We start from the raw sequence: 12827 nt of genomic DNA on the forward strand, positions 1-12827 counted from the left end.
CCCGTGCGGGCGCCGCGCGGCCGCCAGCGCGGCCAGACGCAGGCGCTGCCGCCAATCACTCCATCTGCGCCGCCGCACGCTCGCCTCCCATCGTGCCCTTAGCGGCGCTATTCGCCCGATGAATCGCCACGATGCCCGCGAGCGAGACGCAGGCCGGCACGGCCGCTGCGAGAAAGAGCGACGATGACGACCATTGCAGGTGCAGGAGCGCGCCGCCCAGCACCGGGCCGACGACCGAGCCGATACGCCCCACGCCGAGGCTCCAGCCGATGCCGGTCGAGCGCAGCGAGGTCGGGTAGTAGGTCGCGGCGAGTGCGTTGAGCGCCGGCTGCCCGCCGATGATCGTGAAGCCCGTGATAAAGATCGCGACGAACATCGCGGCCACCGAGACCATCACGGCCGGGTTGCCGATCGCCGCCGTCGAGACGATGGCGATCAGGAACGTCGTGGCGAGCACGCGCGTAAAGCCCGCCCTGTCGATGACGCGCCCGAGCAGCAGCGTGCCGATCACGCCGCCGCCCCACAGCGCGGTGCCTGCGAACACGGCGGTCTGGGTCGAATAGCCGGCGTCGCGGATCACGGTCGGCAACCAGTTCGAGAGGAAATACATGGCGAGCAGGTTCGCGAAGTTCACGACCCAGAGCAGCATGGTCACGCGCGCGCGCCCTTCCTTGAACAGTTCGACGAACGGCACGCCGCGCGAGCGCGTTTCCGCGGTCGTGAACTGCACGCCAGTTGGCAGTTGCAGTGCAGGCGCCACGCGGGACAGATTGCGGCGCACGCGCGCCTCGTTTTGCTCGCCGCGGCCGCGAAACAGCAGGAACTGGATCGACTCCGGCAGCGCGAGCCACATCAGCACGCCGAGCACGAGCGGAATCGCCCCGCCCACGAAGAACACGGCGCGCCAGCCGAACGCCGGAATCAGCGCCGCGGTGATGAGCCCGCCCACCACGCCGCCCAGCGTAAAGCCGCACGAGACGATCATCATGAGCGTGACGCGCATGCGGCGCGGGCTGTACTCGCCCGCGAGCGCCATCGCGTTCGGCATGATGCAGCCAAGGCCAAGACCCGCGACGAAGCGCCAGGCCACCAGTTCCGTGATCGAATGCGCGAAGCCCGTGGCGACCATGCACGCGGAAAAGAACAGCGTCGCGCCGATGAGCACGGGGCGGCGGCCGATCTTGTCGGCGAGCGTGCTGAACGTGAGCGAGCCCACCAGCATGCCGAAGAGGCCCGCGCCGAACACCGGCGAGAGCGTTTCTTTCGCAATGCCCCACTCGCGGATCACCACCGGCGCCACATAGCCCATCGCCTGGACGTCGAACCCATCCATCACGAGGCATAGCGCGCACAGCGTGACCACGAGTAACTGATACGGCCCGAACCGGCTCTCGTCGATGATGCCGGTAACCTCCACCGCCTTGCTCATGTTGTGTCTCCAATCATTGTTCTATCGTCTCGATCGCACTGCGGCGACTAGAGTTCGAGTATCAGCCGCCCGCTTTTCGCGCGCGAGCAGCAGGTCATCATGCGCGTTTGCGTGTCGCGCTCGGCGCGCGTGAGCACCACGTCGCGGTGATCAATCTCGCCCGCCAGCACGCGCACCTCGCACGAGCCGCACAAACCTTCTTCGCAGTCGCTTTGCACGTCGATGTTCGCGCGGCGCAGGGCGTCGAGCACGGTCTGGTCGGCGCCCACGTTAAGCACGAGCCCCGAGTCTTTCAACTCGACTTCGAATGCCTGTTCCTGCGAGGGGTCGAGCTTGCCGCCGCTCGCGGCGAAATGCTCCACGCGCAACGCGTCTTCGGGCCACGCCTCGCTGCACGCTTCGAGCGCTTCGAGCATGCGCGCGGGACCGCAGGCGTAGACGCGCGTGTGTTCGTCCACGCGCAGCGCGGCGAAATCGTTGCGCGTGCCTTCTTCCGATACGTGCATATGCAGACGTTCGCCATGCAGTTGCGCGAGTTCATCGGCAAGCGCCATCGTCTTGCGCGAGCGGCCGCTATAGTGCAATTCGTAGTCGATGCCCAGTTCGCGCGCGCGGCGCGCCATGGCGCTCACCGGCGTGATGCCGATGCCGCCGGCAATGAAGATCGCGCGGCGTCCTTCCTCGTCGAGCCGGAAGTGATTACGGGGGCCGCGAATCTTCAGGCGCATGCCTGCGCGCAGCGTGTCGTGCACCCAGGCCGAACCGCCGCGGCTTTGCGTTTCGCGCAGCACGGCGATCTCGAATGCGCCCGCGTCGGCGGGGTCCGAGCACAGCGAGTACTGCCGCGAGATGCCGGTGTCGCCGCATTCCACGTCGATATGCGCGCCCGGCGCCCAACGCGGCAGCGCGCCGCCGTCCGGCGCCACGAGACGCAAACGGACGATACCTTCGGCCACGGCGTCCACACGCTCGACCACCACAGGCCGCGAAAGCGCGTGCGCCGAAGGCTCGCCGATGCGCACCGGCACATGCGCACCGAGCAGCGCCGCATTCGTGCGTTCCGGGTTCTGCACGGGGTCCCATTCCACGCGCAGATGCTCAGGACCCCGGAACGAAGTGTTGGGCACGTAGCTGAACGTCTGCTCGGCCAGACGCATGTGCGGCAAGCGGCGCGTGAACTCTTCGAGGAAGATCTGCATCTCCATGCGCGCGAGATTCTTGCCCATGCACTGGTGCGATCCATAGCCGAACGTGACGTGATCGCTTGCGTTGTCGCGGCGAATGTCGAACAGGTCGGCGTCCGCGAAATGACGCTCGTCGTGATTCGCGGACGACGTCACGATGAGCAGCTTCGAGCCCGCCGGAATGTCGATGCCGCCAATCTGCACGTCCTTGGTCGCGAGGCGCCGCCAGGCCGCCACCGAACCGTTATGGCGCAGGCACTCCTCCACGGCGTTCGGAATGAGGCTCGGGTCTTCGCAGATTTCGCGCCACGCGTTCGGGTGCTGCAGCAGCAACTTCATCGCGTTGGCTGTGGCATTGGCCGTGGTCTCGTGTGCGGCCACGATGCCGGCCATCATCATTGAATGCAGATAGGAGTCCGTGACGACTTCCGGATGTGTCTTCTGCTTGCGAATGCCGTACTGCATCCAGCCCGGGCCATCCGGGTTCTGGCGCATCTTGTCGAGCACCTTGCCCGCGAACTGCCAGAAGTTGCCCACCGCGTGCGCGACTTCGACCTGCTCTTCGGGGCGCGGCCGGCCCCACGTATTGACCGTGTGCGCGATCGAATACTTGCGCAGTAGATCCATGTCCTCTTCAGGCACGCCCAGAAAATGCAGCGCTACGGTGAGCGGCACTTCCCAGAGCATCTCGTCGACGAGATCGGCTCGGCCTGCGTCGATGAAGCGGTCCACGTATTCGCGCGTGAGGCGCCGCACCATCGGTTCGTGGTGCTTGAGATGTTCGGGCGTGAACGGCTCCATCAGCACGCGGCGGCGCGGCATGTGGGCAGGCTCGTCCTCGTTCACGAGCGTGCGGTTCATGGCGTAGCCGTACGACTCCAGTACCGCGTTCGCCTCCGGGCCCGTGGGCGTGATCTTTTCGAGCGCGATGGACGGCGAGAACGTGAGGTTGTCGCGGAAGATTGCCTTGATGTCGGCGTAGCGCGTGACCACCCAGTAGCCGAGTTGCGGGCTGTAGAACACGGGCTCCTGCTCGCGAGCCCAGCGCACGTACTCGGGTGGGTCCTGCTGATAGCCGTCGCTGAAAGGATCGAATGCGGCGGCGTTGGCGCTGACCGGGCAGCGCGGCGCGGCGCTGGGCGCCTCGCCTGCTGCGTGGGGAAACGGGCAGCGGCCCGTTGACTGGGAAGGTGTCTCGCTCATGTGCGTCTCCTGCAACCTGCATGCGTTACGTTTTGCGTAACTCTAGTACGCATTGCGTAATCACGAGATTGGGGTTAACGTGCAAGCAAGGCCGGCACTGTGCCGCGCCTACGCGCCCTAAAATCCCCCGTGAACCCAACCGATTCCCCCGCGTCCCCGCCCAGCATGGAAAGCAGGAAAACCACTCCCCGCCGCCCCGCGGCCAAAGCCGCCGAGGCCGCAGCGGCCACCACGGACGCGCAAGAGATGAAAGCCGCCGCCGCGCCGCGCGAACGCCGCCAGCGCGTGCAGTCCGCGCAAACGGGCATGGCCGTGCTGAAGGGTCTCGCGCGCCTGGGCGGCCGTGCGAGCCTATCGGGTCTCGCCGCCTGCGTGGGCGAGAGTCCCGCGAAGGTGCACCGCTATCTCGTGAGCCTGATCGAGGAAGGTCTCGTCGCGCAGGACACCACCACGCAGCAGTATCTGCTCGGCGTCGAGGCGATGATGATTGGCGTGGCCGCCATGCGCCAGGCCGATCCGGTGCGCATCGCGGAGCCCGCGCTCGTGCGCCTGCGCGAGACGCTCGAAGTGACGTCGTTCGTCGCGGTGATGGGCAACAAGGGGCCCACGATCATCCGCTTCGAGGAGCCGGGACTGCCCGTGACGGTCAACGTGCGGGTGGGATCGGTGATGTCGCTGTTATGGTCGTCAACGGGCCGCGTCTTCCTCGGCCTGCTCGACGACACGCGCGTGCTCGCGCAAGCCGAAGAAGAACTCGCGCACGCCGACGCATCGTTGCGCGCGCAACTGAGCACGAGCGACCCGATCGGCACGCTGCGCCGCGACGTGCAGACGGCGCGCTGCGCGAGCGTGCGCGATACGAATCTCAAGGGCATCAGCGCCGTTTCGGCCCCGCTCTTCGATCACACCGGCAAGCTCTGCGGCGTGCTCACGGCGCTGGGCGCCACAGGCGGCTTCGACGCTACGCCCGATGGCCCGAACGGGCGTGCCGTGCGCCGCGAGGCCGACGCCGTGAGCGCCCTGCTCGGCTACGTGGCGCAGGGGGCTTAACGCTTCGTCAGCGTGGCGGTCGGCGGGGCGATGGAATTGGCAGGCGTCTGAAGATAGCCGTCGTTCAGCGTCTTCAGAAAGGCGACCACGTCGTCGATATCGTTTGCATTCCATGCCGGGCGGCCGCCTTCTTTGCGCGTGAGCGGCTCGTCCACCGTATCGATGTTGGCGCGCAGTTCCGGCGGCAAGTCGTCGAACTTCACCACATGGCCGCGCGCATCTTTCGAATACCACTTCGCCGGATTCGTGTCGCGCTCCACGTAAAAGCGCAGCGCGTCGCGCAGCGTATGGAAGCGCCCATTGTGGAAGAACACCTGGCGCGTGGCGACGTTGCGCAGCGTCGGCGTCTTGAAGAGCCCGCAGTACAGGCGGTTCTTCGCCACGTCCGTGCGAACCGGGCCGCACAGGCCTTCGTCGTAGTACTTCGGATCGCGGTTCGCGCGCAGCTCGGGGTTGCGCGGCACGCCGAGCGCCTCGAACTGGAAGTCGGTGAAGAGCGGATGCGCGCCGTTCGCGCCCGGCTGATCGATATGGCACGACGCACAGTTGCCGCTGTTCGGATCGTCGAACAGCTTCTTGCCGCGCATTTCGCTTGCGGTGAGTTGCGCCCGGCCGTCGAGATACGCGTCGAACTTGCTCGTGTACGGACGGAAGCCCGGATCCTCGAGTTCGTAACGCTCCACGGCGGCCATCGCCTGGCGCAGCGCCGTGTCCTTCGAGACGAAAATCGTCTCGCCGAACACCTGTTTGAAACGTGCCGCGTAGGGCGCGCGCTCGAGTTTCGCGACCACTTCGCCCGCGTCGCGATTGGCCATTTCGTTCGCGTTGAAAAGCGGGAACAGCGCCTGGTCGTGCAGCGTGTTGAAGCGCCCATCCCACGCGAAGCCGCCGGACGGCGGGCTATCCGCATCCGTGAGCCGCTCGTAGATGCTCGCGGCCTGCACGTGCGTCCACACCGGCGTACGGTTGAGCACGTAAGCAAGCGTGGGCACCGCGCGCGTGCCCTGCGAGCGCAGGTCGGGACCGCCGAACTGCGCGGCGAGGCCGTTGGGCGGACCATAGGCATGCGCGGGACTATGGCAGCTCGCGCACGACATACGCCCCGATGCCGAAAGCGCGGGGTCGTTGAAGATCAGCTTGCCGAGCGCCGCGACGTCGCTATAGGGAACGCTCGGGGCGCTCTGCTTTGTAGGGGCCACGGTAACAGGCTGCGCCGCATCCGCCCTGGATACGGAAAACGCCGCCACCGCGGCAGCGGTGACGGCGAGCGCAGCGGTCACGGCGCGGCGCGCCGTGTGGCTTGCGAAAAGAACGGTCATCGGCTTAGAGATTCGTGAAGATGTCCTTGCCGAAGCTCGCGAGGCCAGACTGCCCCGCGTAGCCGAGGTAGCCGAGCCCGAACATGTCCTCAATGCTCTTGAGCATCGAATAATGGTTGTACGGCACCGTCGAGACCGTGCCCGGCTTGATGAACTTCGAGATCATCACCGCGCCGGTGCGGTCGCCGCCGTAGCTTTGCTTGTTGAGTACGAGGTTGATGTTGCCCGTCAGGCCCGGCGCGTTGATGCCGAGCTTCGACAGATACGCTGCGGGCACCGTGCCCATCGCCGCGCTTTGCGGGAACGTGCCGAGGTTCGGGCCTTCCTGCTGGCCGCAGCAGGTATCGCCCGCGAACGTGAAGTCCACTTCGCTCGCGTTCGGCATCGTCACCTGCGCGTAGCTGCTTTCATCGAAGTTGATGATGAGCAGGCCGTCCTGCTGGAACGCCGGCGACGCCGTGATGATGGGCACCCACTTCTGCAGGAACGCGTCGGCCGAAACGAGGCCGCCCGTCGCGCCGTTCGCGCACGGCGAGTCGTGGCCGTCGTCACAGGTGCTCGGCGTGATGAAGTTGAAGTTCGCCGTGGTCGACACCTTCTGCAGGTCGGTCGTGAGCTTGTCCAGGTTCACCACGTTGTTGCCGCAGTCCGTCGAGTCAATGATCGAGTGGAAGTACATGAACGGGTTGTGGCGCGTGGCGTACGAGTCGCCGGCCGGGGTTGTCGCGTTCGGCGCTTCCTGGGTGTTCGTCAGGTCGGTGGTGCCGAGCGCCGGATGGCCGCAGGTGGCCGATTCGCGCGCCGGGTCGTTGCCCATGTCGCCTTCGTAACCCTTCCACGTGTAGTGCGCCGCCGTGAGCTGGTCCGCAATCGTCTTCACGCTCGACGGATACACGCAGCCGGTGCCGATCGCCTGACCGTCCGGGGTCATGCCCGTGAGGTTGAAATCCTCATAGGTCGTGCAGTCGTTATCGGTTTGCAGCGTGGGCGACTGGCCGCTGATCATCGAGATGTAGTTGTCGAGGCTCACGTGACCCGTGCCGTAGTACTGCTGCACGAGCGCACCCTGCGCGGCGAGCGTCGTCGCGAGATACGGCGCCTTCGTGTTCGCGCCGAAGGTCGTTGTGTAGTTCTCGTTTTCGAGCGTGATGATGAAGACGTGCTTGATTGCCTGCACGGTGCCCGCCGTCGACGGGCTGCTGCCCGACGGGCCGCATGCGCTCACGAAGAGCGAAACGAACAGCGCAGCAAAGATGGAAACAAGCGACGCGGAAAAGCGCGCGCCGATCTTGCCGGTGAAGCGAACAGCCATGGGAGGTCCTCTGTGTGTCGAGTCGTTTTTGGTTTTTTGCCGCTATGGGGCCTGGGAGCGCTTGCGGCTTTCTGCACCCTGTCGATGCGTAGTACCAGGGCGGCGCAAGCTTACGAATCCTTTGTGACGCTTACATGAAAAAACGCGGTTTTACGACCGGACGTTCGAAAATAGCGTCAAGGAATCATGCTTGCGCACACAACGAACTGGTTCACGGGATGAGGCCCCGCTATAGCGATTCCCGGACCGTCGCGGAGCAACCGGCTATCATGTGAATTCAAACGGTAGATGGAACGAATCAATCACATGGCCTCCCCACAGGAAAACATCAGCATGGCGGTGTTCTGCGACTTCGAGAACGTCGCGCTCGGCGTGCGCGACGCGAAGATCGACCGCTTCGATATCCAGCCCGTGCTGGAGCGGCTCTTGCTCAAGGGCAGCATCGTCGTGAAGAAGGCCTATTGCGACTGGGAGCGCTACAAGGGCTTCAAGGCCGCGATGCACGAGGCGAGCTTCGAGCTGATCGAGATTCCGCACGTGCGGCAGTCTGGCAAGAACTCGGCCGATATCCGCCTCGTCGTGGACGCGCTCGATCTCTGCTATACGAAGTCGCACGTGGACACCTTCGTGATCGTGAGCGGCGACTCCGACTTTTCGCCGCTCGTCTCGAAGCTGCGCGAAAACGCCAAGAAGGTGATCGGCGTGGGTGTGAAGCACTCCACCTCCGACCTGCTCGTCGCCAATTGCGACGAGTTCATCTTCTATGACGACCTGGTGCGCGACCTCGTGCGCGATCAGCAGGCGCAAGGCAAAGGCAAGAACAAGGACGGCAGCGCCGCGAAACGCCAGGGCGGCGAAGAGCGCCAGCCGAAACAGGACGGCGACGAGCGCAGGTCGAAGGCCGTTGGCTTCGCAATCGAAACGCTCGACGCGCTCATCCTGGAGCGTGGCGAAAGCGGCAAGATCTGGGCCTCGGTGCTCAAGAGCGCCATCAAGCGGCGCCGGCCCGACTTCAACGAAACGCGCTACGGCTTCCGCGCATTCGGCAATCTGCTCGAAGAGGCGCAGTCGCGCGGCCTGCTCGAAGTGGGCCGCGACGACAAGTCGGGAACGTGGGTGTCGCGGCTGAACCCGCCGCCCCTCCCGGCTGCTGCCGCCAGCGCGCCGGCGCCGGAAAGCCCGCAGCCGCGCACCGAGGAGCCGCGCGGCAGGCGCAAAGGCCGTCGCAATGGCCGCGGCAGCGGCGCGGAGCACGCGCGCGAAGCCGCTGTCGAGCAGTCAGTCGAGCAATCGGTCGAGACGCAAAGCGAGATTCCGTTCGAGCCTGTCGAAGTGCCTGTGCACGCAGCGCATGGGCACGAAGCGGCGCTGCCCTTCTTCGCCGAGCCTTTCGACGCGAACGGGCGCACCCACGCGCCGCAAGAGGCACACGAGACGCCCGAACCGGCTGCCGAGGTCGAGACCGCAGCGCCCGCTCCCGCGCGAGCGCGCAAGACGACTGCGCGCAAGAGCCCCGCGCGCAAGAGGACGTCGAAGAAGGCAGCCGAAACGGCGCCCAGCGCCGCGGACGAACCGCCGAGCGCTGCCGCAGCGCCAGCCGAGCCCGCTGCCAGGAAAGCGCCCTCGCGTGCACGCCGCACGCGCAAGGCTGCCGCGGAAGAAAGCTGAACATTGCGCCGTGCGTGCCGCGCGAGTTGGACGGCGCGCCGCGTATCGATCAATCGCCGAAAGGATTCGCGGGCCGCTTGCCCTTGGCGGGCGGTGCTTCCTCGCTCGCCGGCGTGGCACTCCCGAACGGATCCGGCTTGCCCGCCGGCCTCGCGTCGCCAAACGGGTTGGCAGCCGAAGCGGTTTTCGATGCGCCAAACGGATTCTCCGCGGCAGCGCGCTTCGCTCCACCGAACGGATCGCGCGCGTCGGGCGCCTCGCCTGCGTCTTCCTCTACGGCTTCATCCTGTGTCTGCGCGAGGTTGTACTCGGAGCGCACCTGCTCCAGCACGCGCGCCACGCTCGCTTCGAAACCGGCCGCGTTGTGAAAGTGCTGCATCGTCCAGTTGCAGCCGCTGCGATCGGGCGCTTGCAATTGCGGGCGCGGCACGCCGATCTTCACGCCGTCGTCGACCACCTCCTGCAGCCGGTGGATGCGCCGATGCACTTCCTCCTGCAGCCGCGAAGCATTGAGCGTCTTGCGCAACATTGCGAATCTCCTTTCCTGTACGCGTCACGTCGCGCGAGTCTAGCGCAATGCCTCGCTCACGTCGCTACGTGGCCGGCGAATTCATGTGCGCGAGCGCGTCGCGCATCGAATCGCTCGGTATCACGATCTGCCCCGTGAACGGCGTATCGAGATCGGCGATCACATAGACCGCCGACGAAATGGACACCGCGCCCAGCACGATCAGCACGATCGCGAGCGCGTTGTGCGGCGCGACGAGCCCGAAGCTCAGAAAGATCAGGACCAGCCAGAGCGCGAGCATCGTGAAGAACGGCCGCGAGATCGTGCCATGCGCCTCTTCGATGAGACGCCAGCGCGTATCGGTCACGCGGTCGAACATCTGCGAGAGCGGGCTCACGAGCGCCTGGTGGTAGGCATCGTGTGGCGCGAGCGTTTCGATTTCGTGCCCTACCGAATCGAGCAGCGCGCCGAGCGGCCGGCTTTCGAGTTCGTCATTGTCGACGTCCGGATCATGCGGATAGTAGTTGCCCGGCGGCGGCTTTTCCTGCGTCCAGGTCGAGGCAATGGCGCTTGCCGTATAGGCGCGCAGCAAGGTGCGCGCCGCCGCCGCGTCGGGGCCGTAATCGCGCAAGCGTTGATCGAGTTGGATCAGGTCGGCGGCGTAGGCGCGCATGTCGTTGGTCGCCGTATCGAAGCTCGATTTCGCCGACGCGGTGAGCAGGCTCAGCACGAGCGCCGCAAACGTCACCAGCATGCCGATCACGAGTTGCACGAGTTGCACGGTTTCATGCTTGCGATGCTCCTCGGGCAGGAACGGCCGCAGCATGACGCCGAGGCCCGTGCCCCCGAGCAGCAGCGCGAATACGAGCAAGGCCTGCTGAATTTCGGTCACGGCGACGGCCTCCGTTCTTCGGCGGCGGCGTTTTCCACCTGTGCTGGCGTATCGCTGTGCGCCGCTACGGGCACCGAGGGCGCTGCGGGTGCTGCGGGCTCTGTGTGCGCTTTGGCGCCGCCGACGTTCAATGCGTCGATGCGCGTATGAATCGCCTTCGCTTCCGTCTCGCCCGGCACCAGATCCGGATGCGCCCGCGGCACCGCGAGCTTCCACGCGGCGTCCAGTTCACGCCGGATCGAGTCGTAGATCTCTTTCGAAATGGAGCGGTCTTCGTACATGGCCTGTACGCGCTCACGCCCTTCGCGCAGCGCGTAGAGCAGCAGCATGCGCCGCTCGAGCACGTCCGCCGCCTCGCCGAAACACTGGCGCACGTCCGCAAGCCCATGCTCGGCCTTCTCGATGCGAGCCTTCAATATCGTCTTGAGCAGCGCCGCAAGACGCTCGCCTAGCAGCGGCGTGAGGCTGCGGTCGTTGAACACGATCAGCTGATGCAGCACCACCCGCCGACACATCAGGAGTTCGAAGCGATCGGCGAGCGCGTCGACATATGGCTGCTGCACGCGCAGCCAGCGATAGAGAATGCGCGCGACGCGCATGCCCGGCGTATCCGCGAGGATTTTCGCCGCGGCGCGCTGATAGCCGAGGCGCCCGCCCGCGCGCGCCTCTTCGATCATGGCGTCGGTGTTGCGCATCATGGCGTCGAGATTGCGGATCGTGATGATGCCGCTGCCATACTGCGGAATCAGGTCGCGCTCCTTCGCCGCGAGAGTAACGAGGCCGATGACGAGACGCTCGCGGTCGGAAAGCGCGGCTTCGATATCGATCACAGTAGCGCTGATATACACGCTCTGCCGGAACGTGTGACAGGCCTCATCGGCGATCGCGTCGGGAATGTGAAAGGTGCGCGCCGCCATATGCACGCGCTCGGATACGCCGATCGACGAAAGCTGCACCGCCTTCGTCTGCAGCGCCTGCTCCTGCGGCGAAAGCAGATCGAGGCGCAGCCGGCGGATCAGCAGCTTGAGCGACGTGCCGTTCACGATCAGGCTCACGAGCACGAAGCCCGTCGCGAGAATCGCGACGAAACGGCGTGTGGAATCGGGCAGCGCCGTGTCCTGCGCGAGGCCGAGCGCGAGCACGAGTGTCACCGCGCCGCGCAGCCCGCCCCAGGCAATCACGAGCTTGTAGGCGGCGCTGACCGGCTCGGTGAGCCGCAGGCGGCTCAGGAGCGGAAGCATGCCGAACACCACGACGACCCGCGCCACGAAAGCCGCCACCACCACCACGGCGAGCGCGACGAGATCGATCCACTGCGCGTTGCGCAGCGTGGCCGGAATCTGCATGGCCGCGAGCAGAAAGATCGCCGCGCCCGCCATGGCCGCGATCTGCTCCCAGATCAGTTGCAGATGCTTCCAGTTCACGGGCGACAGGCGCGTGCTCCCCAGGCCGCTAATGACGAGCCCCGCCGCGACCACGGCCACCACGCCCGAGACGTGCAACATCTGGTCAGCGAAGAGATACAGCGGATACGGCAGCGCGAAACTGAGCGAAATCTCGGCCTTGCCTTCCCCGCCCAGCAACGGCAACAGCCACGCGAACACGCGCCCGGCCAGCGCGCCGACCAGAAGGCCGCCGCCGAGCGCGATTCCGAACGCGCGCAGCGCGGCCGTGGCCGACACGTTGGCGGCATCGCCCGTGATCGCCGCGATCAGCACGCCGGCAATGGCAATGGCGGCCGCGTCGTTGAGCAGGCTCTCGCCTTCCACGAGGCGCACGAGCCGCTCGGGCGCGCCCACTTCGCGGAATACGGCCAGCACGGCCGAAGGATCGGTCGTCGCGATCATCGCGCCGAGCAGGAGGCCGTCGGCGAGCGGACCCAGGCCCGTGAGCCGGACCGCGCCGCCCACCACGCCGGTCGCGACAAACACGGCCACCACGGCGAGCAGCAGAATGGGCGCGGCGTCGCCGAGCATTTCGCGCACGTTCACGCTGAGCGCGGCCTGAAATAGCAGCGGCGGCAGGAAGATCCACAAGTACGCCTCGGGCGGCAGCCGAGGCGCCAGCGCGGGTATCACGAAGTTCGCGGAGAGCGCAGGCCAGGCCTCACCGCTCACGAGATAGATGCCGCCGAGCGTGAAACCCCACGCGGCAAGCAAAACCGATTCGGAAATCGACCAGCGCAGGCTCACCGCCTGGACGAGCGCGATACTCGCCAGCAGAAAGCCGCTCAGCAGAAGGACGTGGATGACCATGGCGTGC

Annotated in this window: 8 protein-coding genes and 1 pseudogene; 2 read left to right on the plus strand and 7 right to left on the minus strand. The window is 66.2% G+C overall.

Annotated features, from left to right (window positions below; translation table 11 throughout):
* Window positions 1–55 precede the first annotated feature (55 nt).
* Together L0U83_RS08830 and L0U83_RS08835 are read right to left on the minus strand one after the other, a co-directional pair.
* On the minus strand, window positions 56–1429 hold the full coding sequence (locus tag L0U83_RS08830) for an MFS transporter (protein ID WP_233881982.1): 1374 nt from the start codon (window positions 1427–1429) through the stop codon (window positions 56–58).
* A 47-nt stretch (window positions 1430–1476) separates the two neighbouring features.
* On the minus strand, window positions 1477–3816 hold the full coding sequence (locus tag L0U83_RS08835) for a cytochrome P450/oxidoreductase (protein WP_233881984.1): 2340 nt from the start codon (window positions 3814–3816) through the stop codon (window positions 1477–1479).
* A gap of 246 nt (window positions 3817–4062) precedes the next feature.
* On the opposite strand from L0U83_RS08835, the gene L0U83_RS08840 reads away from it, so the two are divergent.
* The gene (locus tag L0U83_RS08840; RefSeq protein WP_233883817.1) at window positions 4063–4866 is read left to right on the plus strand and encodes an IclR family transcriptional regulator; all 804 of its coding nucleotides are present in this window, start codon (window positions 4063–4065) and stop codon (window positions 4864–4866) included.
* Here L0U83_RS08840 and L0U83_RS08845 read toward each other — a convergent pair.
* Both L0U83_RS08845 and L0U83_RS08850 read right to left on the minus strand, forming a co-directional pair.
* Complete coding sequence (locus tag L0U83_RS08845; protein ID WP_233881986.1) at window positions 4863–6185, minus strand: cytochrome-c peroxidase; 1323 nt, start codon at window positions 6183–6185, stop codon at window positions 4863–4865. The genes L0U83_RS08840 and L0U83_RS08845 overlap by 4 nt on opposite strands.
* Window positions 6186–6189: 4 nt before the next feature.
* On the minus strand, window positions 6190–7497 hold the full coding sequence (locus tag L0U83_RS08850; protein ID WP_233881987.1) for an alkaline phosphatase family protein: 1308 nt from the start codon (window positions 7495–7497) through the stop codon (window positions 6190–6192).
* 306 nt (window positions 7498–7803) lie between these two features.
* Here L0U83_RS08850 and L0U83_RS08855 point away from each other — a divergent pair, with 306 nt between their 5' ends.
* Window positions 7804–9165 carry an NYN domain-containing protein gene (locus L0U83_RS08855; protein ID WP_233881989.1) on the plus strand — a complete coding sequence of 454 codons (1362 nt, stop codon included), beginning with the start codon at window positions 7804–7806 and terminating at the stop codon, window positions 9163–9165.
* A gap of 295 nt (window positions 9166–9460) precedes the next feature.
* On the opposite strand, the pseudogene L0U83_RS08860 reads toward L0U83_RS08855, so the two are convergent.
* The 3 genes and pseudogenes from L0U83_RS08860 to L0U83_RS08870 form a co-directional block, all read right to left on the minus strand.
* Window positions 9461–9694, minus strand: a pseudogene (locus tag L0U83_RS08860) (hypothetical protein); the annotation flags it as partial.
* 64 nt (window positions 9695–9758) lie between these two features.
* Entirely contained in the window at window positions 9759–10565 is an 807-nt protein-coding gene (locus L0U83_RS08865) for a bestrophin-like domain (RefSeq protein WP_233881991.1), read from the minus strand.
* On the minus strand, window positions 10562–12820 hold the full coding sequence (locus tag L0U83_RS08870; protein WP_233881998.1) for a cation:proton antiporter: 2259 nt from the start codon (window positions 12818–12820) through the stop codon (window positions 10562–10564). Before L0U83_RS08870 ends, L0U83_RS08865 begins: the two co-directional genes overlap by 4 nt.
* Window positions 12821–12827 lie beyond the last annotated feature (7 nt).

This window comes from Paraburkholderia flagellata (assembly GCF_021390645.1).
In the GTDB taxonomy this organism is placed as follows: Bacteria; Pseudomonadota; Gammaproteobacteria; order Burkholderiales; family Burkholderiaceae; genus Paraburkholderia; species Paraburkholderia flagellata.

Coding starts and splice junctions, on each gene's coding strand:
- L0U83_RS08830 (WP_233881982.1), bottom strand. CDS start 1,429: ATGAGCAAGGCGGTGGAGGTTACCGGCATCATCGACGAGAGCCGGTTC.
- L0U83_RS08835 (WP_233881984.1), bottom strand. CDS start 3,816: ATGAGCGAGACACCTTCCCAGTCAACGGGCCGCTGCCCGTTTCCCCAC.
- L0U83_RS08840 (WP_233883817.1), top strand. CDS start 4,063: ATGAAAGCCGCCGCCGCGCCGCGCGAACGCCGCCAGCGCGTGCAGTCC.
- L0U83_RS08845 (WP_233881986.1), bottom strand. CDS start 6,185: ATGACCGTTCTTTTCGCAAGCCACACGGCGCGCCGCGCCGTGACCGCT.
- L0U83_RS08850 (WP_233881987.1), bottom strand. CDS start 7,497: ATGGCTGTTCGCTTCACCGGCAAGATCGGCGCGCGCTTTTCCGCGTCG.
- L0U83_RS08855 (WP_233881989.1), top strand. CDS start 7,804: ATGGCCTCCCCACAGGAAAACATCAGCATGGCGGTGTTCTGCGACTTC.
- L0U83_RS08870 (WP_233881998.1), bottom strand. CDS start 12,820: ATGGTCATCCACGTCCTTCTGCTGAGCGGCTTTCTGCTGGCGAGTATC.